The following is a 15,691-nucleotide window of genomic DNA, read 5'->3' on the forward strand; positions in this document are numbered from 1 at the left end:
GCGTTGGCGAGGGCCTGCCGGATGACACGCTGCTGGGAGGGGCCGTTGGGCGCGGTCAGGCCGTTGGACGCGCCGTCCTGGTTCACCGCGCTGCCGCGCACGACGGCCAGCACCTCGTGGCCGTTGCGGCGCGCGTCCGAAAGCCGTTCGAGCAGCAGCAGGCCCACGCCCTCGGACCAGCCGGTGCCGTCCGCGGCGGCGGCGAAGGCCTTGCAGCGGCCGTCGGGGGCGAGGCCCCGCTGCCGCGAGAACTCCACGAAGCTGCCCGGTGTCGCCATCACCGCGACACCGCCGGCCAGCGCCAGGGAGCACTCCCCCGAGCGCAGCGCCTGGGCAGCCAGGTGCAGGGCCACCAGCGACGACGAGCAGGCCGTGTCCACTGTCACCGCGGGGCCCTCGAAGCCGAAGGTGTACGCCACCCGGCCGGAGACGACGCTGCCCGCGCCGCCGACGCCGAGGTAGCCCTCGATCTCCTTCGCGGGCCGCACCGCCCGCGCGGTGTAGTCGTGGTACATGACGCCGGCGAAGACACCGACGTCCGCGCCGCGCAGGGCGGTCACGTCCAGGCCGGCGCGTTCGAAGACCTCCCACGAGGTCTCCAGAAGCAGCCGCTGCTGCGGGTCCATGGCGAGCGCCTCGCGCGGGGAGATGCCGAAGAAGCCCGCGTCGAAGCCCGCGACGTCGTCGAGGAAGCCGCCGACCTCGACGTAGGAGGTGCCGGCGGTGCCGGGGTCGGGGTCGTACAGCTCCTGGAGGTTCCAGCCGCGGTCGGCCGGGAAGGGGGACAGGCCCTCGGCGCCCCGGGCGACCAGGCGCCACAGTTCCTCGGGGGAGGTGACGCCGCCCGGCAGCCGGCAGCCCATCGAGACGATGGCGATCGGCTCGTCGTGGGCCGGGCCGGTCGTAGCGGGCTGGGGCCGGGTGCGGCCGTCGGCGGCTTCGCCGAAGACCTCGGCCAGCAGCCGGTGCGCGAGGGCCGCGGGGGTGGGGTGGTCGAAGGCGCTGGTGGCGGGGAGCCGCAGGCCGGTCGCCGCGCCGAGCCGGTCGCGCAGGGCGACGGCCATGACGGAGGTGAAGCCCAGTTCCTTGAAGGCCCGGTCGGCAGGGATGCCGTCGGGATCGGTCCGGCCCAGGACCGCGGCCGCCTCGGCGCGCACGAGCCGCAGCAGTTTCTCCGCGCGCTCGGTTGCGGTCAGGGGCTCCAGGCGTTCGCGCACGTCCGCGGCGTCGGCGGGGGCCTGCCGGGCCGTGGTGTCGACGAGGCCGCGCAGCGGGGCAGGGACGGGGCCGCCGAGCAGGGCGGCGTTGTCGAGGCGCATGGCGACGAACGCCGCCTCGTCCGCGGCGTGCGCGGCGTCGAACATCACCAGGGCCTGCTGTTCGGTCAGTTCGCCCGCCGCGTAGGGGACCGCGTCCTCGGCGCCCTCGGCCATGGCGTCCCGCCAGGGGCCCCAGGCCAGGCACAGCGCGGGCAGGCCGTGGGCACGCCGGTGCTGTGCCAGCGCCTCGAGCGCGGCGCTCTCGGCCGCGGCCTCGCCGGCGCCGGGAGCGCCGAGGACGCCGAGCGGCGAGGAGCACAGGACGAACGCGGCCAGGTCGCGGCCGGCGGTCAGCTCGTGCAGGACGTGTGCCGCCTCGGCTGCGGTGCCGGTGCCGGTGGCCTCCTCCGCGTGGACCACGGCCGTCAGTGGCGGCCGTTCGCCCTGCGCCAGCAGTGCGGCGAGCGCGGTGCGGTCACCGGGGTCGCAGGCGGCGGCGGTGACCTGGGCGCCGGCCGCGGCGAGTTCGGCGCGCAGCGTCTGCACGGTCTCGTCGCCGTGCCCGGGCGCGAAGGTCAGCAGCAGGTGGCGGGCGCCGTGCGCGGTCACGAGGTGCCGGGCGAGCGCGGTGCCCTGGGCGGTGGCAGCGCCGGTGACCAGGACGGTGCCGTGCGGCCGGAGCGGCGCCAGCGGCGGCTCGTCCCGGTCCATGGAGACACGGGCGAAGCGCGGCAGCAGTACGACGCCGGAGCGGATGGCGAGCTGGGGCTCGCCCGCGGCCACGGCGGCGGTCAGCGGCCGCGCCCCGTGCTCGCCGAGCCCGTCCGCGTCGAGGTCGGCGAGCACCAGCCGGCCGGGGTGTTCGGTCTGGAGCGCCCGGACGAGGCCCCACAGCGGGGCGTGGGCGAGGTCCTGCACGTCCTCGCCGTCCCCGGCGGCCACGGCGCGGCGGGTGAGGAGCACGAGGGTGACGCCCTCGGTCCGCTCGTCGGCGAGCCAGTCCTCCAGGGCGGTGGCGAACTCCCGGACGCCGGCCGGGGACAGGTGCGCCGGGCCGGGTGCGCCGGCGGTCCGGTCCAGGAGGAGGACGCCGGGGCCGCCCTGGGCCGCAGGGCGGGAAGCTGCGTGGGCGGTGGCCAGATCGACGTGGACCTCGCACGGTGCGCCGGCGTCGTCCAGGGCGGCAGCCAGGCCGAGGCGGTCGGGGCCGGCCAGCGCCCAGCGGCCCGGCTCGCGCGGGGGGCCGCCGAGGGACAGCGGGGAGCGCGGGATCCAGTCGACGCGGAACAGCGAGTCGTACAGGCCGCTGCTGGTGGCGCGCAGCCGGGCGCGGGTCTCCAGCAGCCGATGGCGGATGATCTTGCCGGAGGCGGTGCGCGGGATCGACTCGGTCTCGTACAGCTCCTCGGGGACCTTGAAGTAGGAGAGCCGGTCGCGGCACTCGGCGAACAGCCGTTCCGTGTCCGGCCCCTGCGGGCCGGGGACGATGAACGCGACCGGCACCTCGCCGAGGACGTCGTGCGGCTTGCCGACGACCGCGACGTCGGCGACGCCGGGGACGGTGCGCAGGACCTCCTCCACCTCGCCGGGGTGGATGTTCTCGCCGGCGCGGATGATGAGTTCCTTCTTGCGGCCGGTGATGGTGAAGTAGCCGGCCTGGTCGCGGCGTGCCAGGTCGCCGGTGCGGTACCAGCCGTCCTTGAAGGCGGCGGCGGTGGCCTCGGGCTGGTTGTGGTAGCCGGCCATGACGCTGGGGCCGCGCACCCACACCTCGCCCTCGTGTCCGTCGGCGACGTCCTCGCCGGTCTCGGTGTCCACCAGCCGTACGCCCAGGCCCACCACCGGCAGGCCGCAGGAGCCCTCGGCTCGGTCGCCGGAGGGCCAGTTGACGGTGATGGAGCCGCAGGTCTCGGTGGAGCCGTAGGCGTCGATGAGCGGGACGCCGAAGACGCGCTCGAACGACTGGCGCAGCGAGGCGGTGGTGACGGCGCCGCCGACCAGGGCCACGCGCAACCGGGGTGCGGCGAAGCCGCGTTCGCGGGCGGCGTCGAGCAGGTAGTGCAGCAGGGTGGGGACGCCGGCGAGCACGGTGGCACGTTCCTCGTGCAGCGCGGTCAGCACGTCCTCGGCCGACAGGCCGTCGACGATGCGGGCGCCGGCGCCCACGGCGACGACGGACAGCACGCAGGCGATGTGCGACAGGCTGTGGAAGAGGGGCAGGGGCCAGACGACGCGGTCGTCGGGGCCGAGTCCGGGCACCGGCACGTAGCAGGCGGCCACCGACCACAGGCAGTTGCGCTGGGTGGACAGCACGCCCTTGGGCCTGCCGGTGGTGCCGGAGGTGTAGAGCATCCACGCCAGGTCGTCCAGGCCGAGGTCGTCGCGGGCCGGGGTGGCCGGGTCCCGGGTCGCGAACGTCTCGTACGGCAGGAAGTCCGACGGTGTCTCCTCGTCACCGACCAGGACGACCGTCAGGTGCGGGCGCTGCGGCAGCAGTCGGCGCAGCTGCGCCACGTGGTTGTGGTCGGTGATGACGATCCGGGCGCCGCTGTCGTCGAGGATGTGCGTGAGTTCCGCGTCGCTGCTCTGCGGGTTGACGGGGACGCCGATGGCGCTGGCCCGGGTGATGGCGTAGTAGCTCTCGACCGTCTCCACGCGGTTGCCCAGACAGATGGCCGCGCGGTCGCCGGGTTGCAGTCGCAACTCCGCCAGATGCCCGGCCAGCCGTCGGGTGCGCAGCTCCAGCTCGGCGTAGCTGACGCTCCTGAAGGCATCGCTGTAGGCGACCTTGGACCCGAAGCGCCGGGCCTGGTGAACCAGCAGTTCGGGAACGGGTCGGATCAGCTCCGTGCGCAACATGTGTCGTCATCCCTCCGGGGTGACAGCAGACGGGCAGCCAGCAATGGCAGATGTTCGCCCTACCCGGAACAGTCTTGTCATCCGACGCCCTTCGGCACCCCCCTCACTACCCCCCTATGTCTCCCCAACCATCAGGGTGACCAGAATCAATCCAGGAGAAGTTTGAGGCGGCGGACCGCCGGAAATAGGCTCCAGCGCCGCAGGATCATTGCGTTTCGGCCGTCCACCCGAATAAGCCCGTGAAAAAACGGCCCGCGATTGCCGCGGACATTCGAGGAGAAGAAAGTTACTCCTCGGAAGCCGTCCGGCGACGGCGGGGCGACAGGGAAAGGGACATAAACGGACATGACGAATTCGACGCGTCGGCACACCCGGATCCGGGTGGAACTCGGCGACCGCTCCTACCCCGTCGACATCGGTCCCGGGGTCCGGCACTCGCTGCCCGTGATCGTCCGGCAGCTGGGCGCGCGGCGCGCTGCGGTGGTCTCCGCCCGGCCGGACGAGTGGACCCCCGATCCCGGGGTGCCCTCGCTGGTCGTGCGGGCGCGCGACGGTGAGGCGGACAAGACCCTCGGCACGGTGGAGGAGCTGTGCCGGGCGTTCGTGCGCTTCGGCCTGACCCGCACCGACGTGGTCGTGTCGGTCGGCGGCGGCACCACGACGGACGTGGTCGGCCTCGCCGCCGGCCTCTACCACCGCGGGGTGCCCGTGGTGCACCTGCCGACCTCCCTGCTCGCCCAGGTGGACGCCAGCGTCGGCGGCAAGACCGCGGTGAACGTACCCGAGGGCAAGAACCTCATCGGCACCTACTGGCAGCCCAGCGCGGTGCTCTGCGACACCGACTACCTGCGGACCCTGCCCGAGCGGGAGATGCGCAACGGCTACGGCGAGATCGCCCGCTGTCACTTCATCGGCGCCGGCGACCTGCGGGAGCTGCCGCTGCGCGAGCAGATCGCGGCGAGCGTGGCGCGCAAGGCGCAGATCGTGTCCGCCGACGAGCGCGACACGGGCCTGCGTCATCTGCTCAACTACGGCCACACCCTGGGCCACGCCCTGGAGCTGGCCACGGACTTCCGGCTGCGGCACGGCGAGGGCGTGGCGATCGGCACCGTGTTCGCCGGACGGCTCGCCCGCGCCCTGGACCGGATCGACGCGCCACGGGCGGTGGAGCACCTGGAGGTCGTACGGCATTACGGGCTGCCCCACGAACTGCCCGCCGGCGTCGCTCCGGAGCGGCTGATCGAACTGATGCGGCGGGACAAGAAGGCGACGAAGGGGCTGACCTTCGTACTGGACGGCAGGCACGGGCCGGAGCTGGTGTCCGGTCTGCCCGAGGACGTCGTCGCGCGGGTGCTGGCGCAGATGCCGCGCGCGGCCGGCTGAACGGCCCGCCTGAGCCGCAGGTGGCGGCCCGCACGGACGGGGACCGCCACCGCCGGCTCAGGTCACCACAGTTCAGACGCCCTGCGGCCCCTTGGCCAGCAGGACCGCCCCCCGCAACGAGGACAGCCCGTGGAGGCGGGCGGCCTCCACGGGCGGCAGCGGGTGCCCGGGGCGGGCCAGTCGCGCCATTTCGGCCGCCACCGTGGCGGTGAGGCCCGGCAGGCCGGCCGCGAACCCGCCGCCGATCACGACCAGTTCGGGCCGGAGCAGTTCGCTCACCCCGACGGCGGCCGCGGCCAGCGCCGCGCAGCCCTCCCGCACGGCGTGGGTGGCCCAGGGCACGCCGTCGGCGAGCGCCTGCGCCAGCTCGGCGAAGGACACCTCGGCACCCCGGGCCCGCGCCGCCCGGCGCAGCACGGCCGGTCCCGACGCCACGGACTGGACACAGCCGTGCCGTCCGCAGTCGCACCGCTGTCCGGCCCGGTCCACGACCAGGTGACCGACCTCGCAGGAGCCGCGGGACGGGCCGGGCAGCAGTCTGCCGCCGAGGACGATGCCGCCGCCGACGCCGGTGCCGACCCCGAGGTACAGCAGGTCGGTGCGGCCGGCCGCGCGCGCCTCGGCGAGCGCGGCGAGGTCGCCGTCGTCCGCGCAGCGCACCGGCGTGGGGCCGAAGAACGTGCGCAGCACCCCGGCCAGGTCGGTGCCGACCCAGCCGGGGCGGTTGGGCCAGGCGGTGACGACGCCCGCCCCGTCGAGGGTGGCGGGCATCGCCACGCCGACGCCCGCGGGCTCGCCGGCGGCGCACAGCTCGCGGACGTGGCGGACGAGCAGGTCCAGGTCCGCCGCCGCGTCCGCGGGCCGCGCGCCGGCGGCCACCGGCCACCGGAAGCCGCTCTCGCGCACGGTGCCGTCCTCGTGCTCCGCGCGCAGCGCCACCTTGGTGCCGCCGACGTCGATGCCCAGGTGGTAACGGATGGCTGCCTCCCGGCCCGGTCAGTCTCTCAGGTGGTCGGTGACGATCGCGGCGGCCTGGCGCAGCACGCGCGGGCTGCTGAGCATCTCCTCGTGGCCGCAGTGCAGTTCGTGGCGTACGATCTCGCCCGCGACGTAGGGCGCCCAGGCCTCGCTGGAGGCCGCCTCGGCCACCGGACTGGGGTCGGCCGCGAACAGGTGCATGGTGCCGCTGTACTTCTCGGGCCGGTGGTTCTTCCATGCGCCGAGGTCGGTCAGCATGGTCTCGACGAAGGTCTCCGCCGCGCTCTTCCTGCCGCGCCAGGCGTAGTTCGTCGCCATGTCGGCGAACTCGGCGATGTCCTCGTACCGGAGCGGGCGCGCGTAGTCGGCGAGGTCCTTGCCGTTGATCAGGAGGATCAGCTCGATCAGCCCCTGCTCGTCCCGGTCCTCCTTGTCCGTGATGTGTGGGTTGGTATTGAACACGCCGAGGAACTCGATCTCCTCGCCGCGCCTTTGGAACTCGGCGGCGACGGCGTGGGCCAGGACTCCGCCGAAGGACCAGCCCAGGATGCGGTAGGGGCCCTGGGGCTGCACGCCGCGGATGCGGTCCGCGTAGTCCGCCGCCATGGCGGCGACGCTGTCGACGGGCGTGTCGAACTCCTGGAAGGTGTGCGACTGGAGGCCGTAGATCGGGTAGTCCAGGCTGAAGTGCTGGGCGAGCACGCCGTAGCACCAAGCCGTGCCGCCGAGGTGTCGCAGGCAGAACAGCGGCCGCGCGGAGCCCTTCGTCATCAGCGGCAGGAGTACGGCGAAGGAGTCCTGCGGCGCCTCACCGGTCAGCCGCCGGGACAGCTCGGCCGGCGTCGGGGACTCCACGAGCATCCGGATGGACAGTTCCAGGTCCATCTCGGCGCGCACCCGCGCCAGCAGCCGTGCCGCGAGCACCGAGGAGCCGCCGAGGTCGAAGAAGCTGTCGCGTGGGCCCACCTGCGGCACGCCGAGGACCTCGGCGAACAGCCGGCTGAGCATGAGTTCCGACTGGGTCAGATGCTGCTCGACCATGGCGGTGTGGGCGATGACGGGTGCGGGCAGGGCCTTGCGGTCGAGCTTGCCGTTGGGGGTGAGGGGGAACTCCTCCAGGGCCACCACGGCCGACGGCACCATGTACAGCGGCAGCGTCTTCGCCACCTCGTCGCGCAGTTGCCCGACGTCGGGCACGCGGCCCGTCGCGGCCGTCACGTAGGCCACGAGCCGCCGGTCGCCCGGCCGGTCCTCGCGGACCGTCGCCGCGGCCTGGTCGACGTCCTCGGAGCGCTCCAGGGCGGCCTCGATCTCGCCCAGCTCCACCCGGAAGCCGTGCAGCTTGACCTGGTGGTCGGCGCGGCCGACGTACTCCAGGTCGCCGTCCGGGCGCATCCGCACCACGTCGCCCGTGCGGTACATCAGCCCGGCGCCGTCACCGAACCGGTCCGGCAGGAAACGCTCGGCGGTCAGCTCGGGCCGGTTCAGATAGCCGCGGGCCACACCCGCGCCGGCGATGAACAACTCTCCCTCGGTGCCTGGCTCGACGGGCACGAGGTCCTCGTCGAGGACGTACAGCCGGGTGTTGCGCAGGGGCTTGCCGATGACGGCCGCCGACCCGGGACCGGTGACCGGGTGGACCGTGGACCACACGGTGGTCTCGGTGGGCCCGTACCACTGGACGACCTCGGCGCCGAGTTCGAGCAGGGTGGCCGCCAGCTTCTCCGGCAGCGCCTCGCCGCCGATGAGGATGCGCAGGCCGCGCAGGGCCTCGGGGCTGACGGTGGCCAGCATGTGCCAGTGGGTGGGGGTGGCCTGGGCGGTGCCGATCTGCCTGCGGATGATCAGGTCGCCCAGTTCCCGCGGTTCCTGCCCGGTGGCACGGGGCGCGATGACCGCGCGGGCGCCGGTGTAGTACGGCAGGAACAGCTCGGGCACCGACATGTCGAAGGTGGCGGTGGTGACCGACAGCATGCGGTCGCCGGGCCCAAGGGCCAGCCGCTCCCGCATCGCCTCCAGCAGGTTGTGCAGGGCGCGCACGGGGATCTCGACGCCCTTGGGGGTGCCGGTGGAGCCCGAGGTGTAGATGATGTACGCGAGGTCCTCGGGCCCCGCCGGGGCGGCCCGCTCGGCGTCCGTCAGATGGCCGGCGGGCAGCGCCGCCAGCGTCTCGGCGGTCGCGGGATCGTCCAGTACGACCCGGGCGATGCCCAGGTCGGTGCGGTCGGCGTCGATGCGCGCCGACGTCACGAGGACGACCGGGGCGGCATCGCGGACCTGGAAGGCCACGCGCTCGGCGGGGTGCTCCGGGTCGAGCGCGAGGTAGGCCCCGCCGGCCTTGAGCACCGCCAGCAGCGTCACCAGCAGGTCGGTGGAGCGGGGCAGCATCACCGCGACGACGCTCTCGGGCCCCACCCCCAGGCCGACCAGGTGGCGGGCCAGGCGGTTGGCCCGCTCGTGCGCCGCCCGGAACGTCAGCTCCACGCCCTCGCATTCGAGGGCCGTGTGGTCGGCAGCGGCGTCGGCCCGCTCCTCCAGCGCCTTCACCAGCATGTTCACTCCCCAGGGCTCGTACGGATTCTCGTCACGGCGCGGTCAGACGGCCGGGGTGCGCACCCAGCGGTTCCAGTACGGCCGCCAGCCGACGCGGTGCCAGAACGGCATGGAGATCGGGTTGAACATCGCGTGGTAGCCCACTGCCGCGCCGATGCCCATGGCGTCCAGCTCGCTGTGGACGTGGTTGGCGAGGGAGGTGCCCACCCCCAGGCCGCGATAGCCCTCCTTGACGGCCTGGCAGACCAGGTGCGCGACCGGCGTGGCGGTGATCTTCGTCGCGAGCCACGCCTGCTGCGGCTCGGACGGGTCCTCGCCGCGGTGCATACCGACGATCCGGCCCTCGTACTCGGCGACCCAGATCATCGGTTCGTCCAGCTTGAGCGACTCGGCGACCTGCGCGCGCAGCAGTTCCTCGGTGGTGGCGCGCTCGACGGCACCGCTGACGGCGGCGTCGAAGCGCGTCTCCACCATCTGCAGTGCGTAGACCTCCTCGCTGTCGTCGGGGGTGGCGCGCCGCACGTGGACGTTGCCCGGCTCGGCGACCAGGTCGTTGCCCTTGAGCCGGCCGATCATCACGAAGTCGGGGACGAACCCGAAGGCGCGGAAGACCGCGGTCATCTCGACGTCGCGGCTGGGCCACTCGACGGCGGCCATGGAGTCCTCGCCGGGGCGCTGCGGGTGGCTGTCCAGGTACTGCGTCAGGCGGGTGAGCAGCGCCGCCATCGCGTCGGGGCCCGAGACCCTGGGGGTGAACTCCCAGCGGTCGAGCGGGCCGAGCACGGCTTCCAGCTCGTGCGCGGCGACCCGGGTGTGGGTCAGCAGGCCCTGCGCGCCGTCGGCTTCGAGTATCTCCTGGCCGTCGGCGGGCTCCGGGAGCGGATCGGCCTCCGGGATGAGCCGGTCGACGGGGCGCAGTCGGTCGCGGTGGGCAGCCAGTACCGATGCCGCCGTCTTTGCCTGGTGCATGCTGTCGTGTCCTCGGCTTTCAGTGGTGTCCGTGGCGACGTCGCGGAGGGCCTGCTCCGCGGGGTGCGGGGGTGTCCTGGTCGGGGGCGGGCGCCGGGTCAGCTGTCGGTGACCTTGTCCAGCAGCGCGCGGGCCGCGAGCCGGTAGCCCGTGGCGCCCAGTCCGAAGATCACGCCGGTGGCGAGCGGGCCGGTCACCGACTCGTGGCGGAACTGCTCGCGCGCCCAGACGTTGGAAAGGTGGACCTCGATCCACGGGCGCGGATAGTTGGCGAGCGCGTCCCTCAGCCCCCAGCCGGCCATCATGAGGGCGGCCGGGTTGATGATTGCGCCCACGGTGTCGTAGTTGGCCTGGATGGAGCGGATCATCTCCGCCTCGCCGTCGTGCTGGAGCGCCTCGACTTTCCAGCCGCGGGGTGCGACTTCCTCGGCGACCCATCGTTCGATGTCGGCGAGCGTGTCCGTTCCGTAGATCTCGGGCTGACGGGTACCGAGTATGCCGAGATTCGGTCCGTTCAACAACAGGAGCCTGCTCATTGCGCACCTCGCGCTCTACGGGACTGTTGCGGAAGTGCTTTTTATAGCACGGCGGCAGAAGGTGAACACCGGGGTCGACCGCGCCTGCGGGGAAGGGGGCACATAGGGGGGTCCCCAGGGGAATACGACGTGTCGGCCGCTGGGTTAGCGTGCCGATCGCGACGACCCCGCCGGGGGTGCGTGCCGAACGGCACGGCCCGGTGTGCGGACCGCACCGACGGCGCGTTCCGGCGCCGGCGTCCGCGTGGACACCCGGTCCGCGAGAGGCAGATGGTGTCGTGCCTCCATGACGATCGATGCGGAAGCAATTCGCATACGCATAGACCGAGGAGTAGGGAACAGCATGAGCAGTGGTGTGCGACTGAACTCAGACCTTCCGGCGTGGCCGCAGTACGACGACGCGGAACGCACCGGCCTGATCCGTGCGCTGGAACAGGGGCAGTGGTGGCGCATGGGCGGCGGTGAAGTCGACGCCTTCGAGAGGGAGTTCGCCCGGTACCACGGCAGCGAGCACGCGCTGGCGGTCACCAACGGCACCCACGCCCTCGAACTGGCCCTGGAGGTCATGGGTGTCGGCCCCGGCACCGAGGTGATCGTCCCGGCCTTCACGTTCATCTCCTCGTCCCAGGCCGCGCAGCGCCTCGGCGCCGTCGTGGTGCCGGTGGACGTGGACCCGGACACCTACTGCATCGATCCGGCCGCGGCCGAGCAGGCCATCACGTCGAGGACCCGCGCCATCATGCCCGTCCACATGGCCGGGCAACTCGCTGACATGGACGCCCTGGAGAAGATCGCCGCGGACTCCGGGGTGCCGCTCATCCAGGACGCCGCGCACGCGCAGGGTGCCACCTGGAACGGCCGGCGCGTCGGCGAGCTGGGCTCGGTCGCGGCGTTCTCCTTCCAGAACGGCAAGCTCATGACCGCGGGCGAGGGCGGTGCCGTGCTGTTCCCGAACGCCGAGATGGCCGAGCAGGGCTTCGTCCGGCACAGCTGCGGCCGGCCCCGCGACGACCGCGGTTACTTCCACCGCACCTCGGGCTCCAACTTCCGGATGAACGAGTTCTCCGCCGCGGTGCTGCGCGCCCAGCTCGGCCGCCTCGACGGGCAGATCGCCACGCGCGAGGAGCGCTGGCCGCTGCTGTCCTCGCTGCTCGCCGACATCCCCGGTGTGGTGCCGCAGCGGCTGGACCGCCGCTGCGACCGCAACCCCCACTACATGGCCATGTTCCGCGTCCCCGGCATCACCGAAAAGCGGCGTGCCCAGGTCGTCGACACCCTCGTCGAGCGCGACGTCCCCGCGTTCGTCGCGTTCCGCTCGATCTACCGCACGGACGCCTTCTGGGAGATCGGGGCGCCGGAGGCGTCCGTCGACGAACTCGCCCGCCGCTGCCCCCACTCCGAGGCGCTCACCTCGGACTGCCTGTGGCTACACCACCGTACGCTGCTGGGCTCCGAGGAGCAGATGCACGAGGTCGCCGCCGTCATCGCCGACGTGCTCGGCTCATGAGCGCGGCGCGTCTCGTCGGCCGGCCGATCCGCACCGCCGTGGTGGGCCTCGGCTGGGCCGCGCGGTCCATCTGGCTGCCCCGGCTGCGCCGGCACCCCGCCTTCACCGTGTACGCGGCGGTGGATCCCGACCCGGCCTCGCGCGCGGCCGTCGCCGCCGACGACCCCGGCACCGCGGTCCTGTCTGCCGTGCACGACGTGGACCCCGCGCAGGTGGACCTGGCCGTCGTGGCCGTGCCCAACCACCTGCACTGCGAGATCGCAAGCGGCCTGCTCCGCAAGGGCATCGCGGTCTTCCTGGAGAAGCCCGTGTGCCTGACGTCGCTGGAGGCGGAGCTTCTGACCGAGGCCGAACGCGTCGGCGGGGCCCGGCTCCTGGCGGGCAGCGCCGCCCGCCACCGCGCCGATGTGGGGGCGCTCCTCGCGGGCCTCGGCGAACTGGGCCGGGTGCGCCACATCGAGCTGTCCTGGGTGCGTGCCCGCGGTGTGCCCGACGCGGGCGGCTGGTTCACGCAGCGCCGGCTGTCCGGCGGCGGGGCCCTGGTGGACCTGGGCTGGCACCTGTTCGACATCGCCGCGCCGCTGCTGGGCTCCGCGGAGTTCGCACAGGTCACCGGCGTGGTCTCCGGCGACTTCATCGCCCAGGACAGCGCGCGCGTCTCCTGGCGCACCGAGGAGGCCGGGCAGGAGCGTCCGACCGCCGGTCCCGTCGACGTCGAGGACACCGCCCGCGCCTTCCTCGTCACCGAGGACGGCATCTCCCTTTCGGTGCACGCCAGTTGGGCGTCGCACGAGGAACTGGACGTCACCCGGGTCCGGGTCGACGGCAGCGCGGGCAGCGCGACCCTGCGCTGCACGTTCGGCTTCAGCCCCAACCGGCTGGCCCGCCCGGAGCTGACCCTCACCCGCGACGGCACGACCCGCCCGCTCCCGGTGCCCGCGGAACCCGTCGGCACGGAGTACGACCGGCAACTCGACGTGCTGCCCGCCCTGTTGCGGGACCCGGCCGGGCCGGGCCGGGCGGTCGCGGAGGTGCGACGCACGATCGGCGCCATCGAGCGGGTCTACGCCTCGGCCCGTGCCGCGCAGCAGACACCGCAGCCGACCCGGGCATGACCGGCATGACCGGCACGACCGGCCGCCTGCCGGCCGGCGCCGCTGCCCGTACCGCCGCGGCAGCGGCTCGTCGCCCGACCCTGCCGCCTCACGAAAGAGAGCGCCACAGCACCATGGACAGTCTGGGAACCAGCCGAGACCCCGCCGCCCCGGGCACCCGTATCCATCGGGCGAAGCCCGTCGGCGCGGTCGTCTTCGACCTCGACGGGGTGCTCGTCAACAGCTTCGCGGTGATGCGCGAGGCGTTCCGGACCGCCTACGCGGAAGTGGTGGGAGGCGGCGAGCCGCCGTTCGCGGAGTACGAGCGGCACCTGGGCCGCTACTTCCCCGACATCATGCGGATCATGGGCCTGCCACTGGAGATGGAGGAGCCGTTCGTCCGGGAGAGTTACCGGCTCGCGCATCTCGTCTCGGTCTTCGACGGCGTACCGGAGATGCTCCGTGAGCTGCGGGCGCGCGGGATCCGGCTCGCCGTCGCCACCGGCAAGAGCGGACCGCGGGCCCGCTCGCTGCTCGAACAGCTCGGGCTGCTGGACCTGTTCACCGTCGTGATCGGCTCCGACGAGGTCGCCCGTCCCAAGCCCGCACCGGACATCGTGCTCAAGGCGGTGGGTGTTCTCGGCTGCGACCCGTCCCGGACGGCCATGATCGGCGACGCGGTCACCGACCTCGCCAGTGCGCGGGGCGCCGGCGTCACCGCAATCGCCGCCCTGTGGGGCGAGAGCGACGCCGAGACCCTCCTCGCGCAGCATCCCGACGTCGTCCTGCGGGACCCGGCGGAGCTGCTGGAGGTGTGCATCGGCACGTCCCGGATGTCCTGACCGACCGACCCGCCGCGAAGACCCCGCCCATCCGGGCGGGGTCTTCGCGTTGCCCGCCGGCTCCGCCCAGGGGGCGGCCCGGCGGCGCCCGCCTCGGGACATGCCATCTGACCAGGCGTCGGCAGCCGCAGGGCGGTACCGGTTAGGGGGGATGTAGGGGATCCCCAGGGGATTGGGGCGGCGGCGCATCGGTGGGAGGCTCGGGCAGGACCGTTCGCGGGGCGCCGGCTTGTGGACCGGACTGTCGCGACGAGGTGGTTCCACCCCTGAGAACCGCCGCTCCGGAAATCCGAGAGAGGAAATTCGGTGGAGTACACACGGCAGGGGTCACCATCCGCTCCCGGGCTCTTGCGGCGGCCGGCAAAGGCTGCCGACGGCCCTTCGAGGACCCGCCTGCCATGAGCGCATTCACATCCCGACCGACATTTCACCGGAGACCCGACGTGGGAAAAGCCGTCACGGAAATGCGCAAGCCGGCCCTGCAACAGCCGGAGTGGGACGACCCGTCGCAGGTGCGGCACATCCGCGAGGTCCTGGCGGACCGTCCGCCGCTGGTCACGGTGGAGGACGTGCGTGCGCTGCGGACCCTGCTGGCCCAGGTGGCCCGTGGAGAGGCGCAGGTGATGCAGGCCGGGGACTGCGCCGAGAACCCGAGTGAGTGCGGCGCCGAGTACGTGGGGCGCAAATCCGCCCTGCTCGGCCTGCTCGCCGAGGAACTGCGGACGGTGACCGGCAGGCCCGTCGTACGCGTCGGACGCATCGCGGGCCAGTTCGCCAAGCCCCGCTCGAACCCGGTCGAGCGCGTCGGCGGCCTGGAACTGCCCGTGTACCGGGGGCACATGGTCAACGGTCCGGAGCCGGATCCGGAAAGCCGCCGGCACGATCCCGTACGCCTCCTGACCGCCTACATGACGGCGAGCGATGTCATGGAGCACCTGGGGTGGCGCGGCGCGGCGGCCCACGGTGCCCAGCCGCCGGCCGGGTCCCGGGTGTGGACGAGCCACGAAGCGCTGGTCCTCGACTACGAACTGCCCATGATCCGTGATCTGGGTGACGGCCACCGCTGGCTCGGCTCCACCCACTGGCCGTGGATCGGCGAGCGGACCCGGCGCCTGGACGGCGCGCACGTCGACCTGGTCGCGGACGTCGTCAACCCCGTCGCCGTGAAGATCGGCCCCACGACCACCGCGCAGGATGTCGTCACCCTGTGCGGACGGCTCGATCCGCTGCGGGAGCCGGGCCGTCTGACCCTCATCGTGCGGATGGGCGCGGAGGCGGTCCTCGACCGGCTGCCCGCGCTGGTCGAGGCGGTCCGGCTGGCCGGCCATCCGGTGATCTGGCTCAGCGACCCCATGCACGGCAACACCGTCGCCGCCCCGGACGGCCTCAAGACCCGGCTGCTGGGCAGCCTGGCGCGGGAGATCCGGGGATTTCGCGAAGCCGTGGCCGCGGCCGGCGGTGTGGCGGGCGGTCTGCACCTGGAGACCACCCCCGACGACGTGCTCGAGTGCGTCGCGGAGCTGTCCGTGCTCGACGGGGCGGCTGCCCGGCGTACGAGCCTGTGCGACCCGCGCCTCAACCCCGAGCAGGCCGTGGCGCTGATCTCCGCCTGGTCGGGCCCGGAGGTGTGCGAGACCCCCGGTCCTTCCGAAGTGCGGATCCACCAGGCCTAGAAGACGAGTTACTGATTCTGCGGTTCTGTCATCGGCCA

Annotated in this window: 10 protein-coding genes; 5 read left to right on the top strand and 5 right to left on the bottom strand. The window is 73.3% G+C overall.

Annotated features, from left to right (window positions below):
* Window positions 1-4,118 (bottom strand): beta-ketoacyl synthase N-terminal-like domain-containing protein (locus ACZ60X_RS26300; protein ID WP_469603129.1); only part of this gene is annotated, 4,118 nt, incomplete at its 3' end.
* 345 nt (window positions 4,119-4,463) lie between these two features.
* Between ACZ60X_RS26300 and ACZ60X_RS26305 the strand changes: the two genes are divergently transcribed.
* Complete coding sequence (locus ACZ60X_RS26305; RefSeq protein ID WP_469603132.1) at window positions 4,464-5,501, top strand: 3-dehydroquinate synthase family protein; 1,038 nt, start codon at window positions 4,464-4,466, stop codon at window positions 5,499-5,501.
* Between the two features lie 72 nt (window positions 5,502-5,573).
* Here ACZ60X_RS26305 and ACZ60X_RS26310 read toward each other — a convergent pair whose 3' ends face one another.
* The 4 genes from ACZ60X_RS26310 to ACZ60X_RS26325 form a co-directional block, all read right to left on the bottom strand.
* On the bottom strand, window positions 5,574-6,479 hold the full coding sequence (locus ACZ60X_RS26310; RefSeq protein WP_469603629.1) for an ROK family protein: 906 nt from the start codon (window positions 6,477-6,479) through the stop codon (window positions 5,574-5,576).
* A gap of 18 nt (window positions 6,480-6,497) precedes the next feature.
* A complete protein-coding gene (locus ACZ60X_RS26315) occupies window positions 6,498-9,032 on the bottom strand; it encodes a non-ribosomal peptide synthetase (RefSeq protein WP_469603134.1) in 2,535 nt (844 codons plus the stop codon).
* 42 nt (window positions 9,033-9,074) lie between these two features.
* Complete coding sequence (locus ACZ60X_RS26320; protein WP_469603138.1) at window positions 9,075-10,001, bottom strand: GNAT family N-acetyltransferase; 927 nt, start codon at window positions 9,999-10,001, stop codon at window positions 9,075-9,077.
* A 98-nt stretch (window positions 10,002-10,099) separates the two neighbouring features.
* Complete coding sequence (locus ACZ60X_RS26325) at window positions 10,100-10,537, bottom strand: type II 3-dehydroquinate dehydratase (RefSeq protein ID WP_469603141.1); 438 nt, start codon at window positions 10,535-10,537, stop codon at window positions 10,100-10,102.
* Window positions 10,538-10,880: 343 nt separating this feature from the next.
* Here ACZ60X_RS26325 and ACZ60X_RS26330 point away from each other — a divergent pair, with 343 nt between their 5' ends.
* The 4 genes from ACZ60X_RS26330 to ACZ60X_RS26345 all read left to right on the top strand — a co-directional run bounded on the left by ACZ60X_RS26330 (window position 10,881) and on the right by ACZ60X_RS26345 (window position 15,653).
* Window positions 10,881-12,044, top strand: coding sequence for a DegT/DnrJ/EryC1/StrS family aminotransferase (locus ACZ60X_RS26330; protein ID WP_469603144.1), 1,164 nt, complete (start codon window positions 10,881-10,883; stop codon window positions 12,042-12,044).
* Window positions 12,041-13,159, top strand: coding sequence for a Gfo/Idh/MocA family protein (locus ACZ60X_RS26335; protein ID WP_469603148.1), 1,119 nt, complete (start codon window positions 12,041-12,043; stop codon window positions 13,157-13,159). The genes ACZ60X_RS26330 and ACZ60X_RS26335 overlap by 4 nt, the downstream gene beginning before the upstream one ends.
* A gap of 113 nt (window positions 13,160-13,272) precedes the next feature.
* On the top strand, window positions 13,273-13,980 hold the full coding sequence (locus ACZ60X_RS26340) for an HAD-IA family hydrolase (RefSeq protein ID WP_469603150.1): 708 nt from the start codon (window positions 13,273-13,275) through the stop codon (window positions 13,978-13,980).
* Between the two features lie 443 nt (window positions 13,981-14,423).
* Window positions 14,424-15,653 carry a 3-deoxy-7-phosphoheptulonate synthase gene (locus ACZ60X_RS26345; RefSeq protein ID WP_469603152.1) on the top strand — a complete coding sequence of 410 codons (1,230 nt, stop codon included), beginning with the start codon at window positions 14,424-14,426 and terminating at the stop codon, window positions 15,651-15,653.
* The last annotated feature ends 38 nt before the right edge of the window (window positions 15,654-15,691 follow it).

Source organism: Streptomyces sp. NPDC104106 (assembly GCF_055584345.1).

What these genes read in the sequence shown, in the direction of transcription:
- ACZ60X_RS26305 (WP_469603132.1), top strand. Translation starts at nt 4,464, where the DNA reads ATGACGAATTCGACGCGTCGGCACACCCGGATCCGGGTGGAACTCGGC.
- ACZ60X_RS26315 (WP_469603134.1), bottom strand. Translation starts at nt 9,032, where the DNA reads ATGCTGGTGAAGGCGCTGGAGGAGCGGGCCGACGCCGCTGCCGACCAC.
- ACZ60X_RS26320 (WP_469603138.1), bottom strand. Translation starts at nt 10,001, where the DNA reads ATGCACCAGGCAAAGACGGCGGCATCGGTACTGGCTGCCCACCGCGAC.
- ACZ60X_RS26325 (WP_469603141.1), bottom strand. Translation starts at nt 10,537, where the DNA reads ATGAGCAGGCTCCTGTTGTTGAACGGACCGAATCTCGGCATACTCGGT.
- ACZ60X_RS26330 (WP_469603144.1), top strand. Translation starts at nt 10,881, where the DNA reads ATGAGCAGTGGTGTGCGACTGAACTCAGACCTTCCGGCGTGGCCGCAG.
- ACZ60X_RS26335 (WP_469603148.1), top strand. Translation starts at nt 12,041, where the DNA reads ATGAGCGCGGCGCGTCTCGTCGGCCGGCCGATCCGCACCGCCGTGGTG.
- ACZ60X_RS26340 (WP_469603150.1), top strand. Translation starts at nt 13,273, where the DNA reads ATGGACAGTCTGGGAACCAGCCGAGACCCCGCCGCCCCGGGCACCCGT.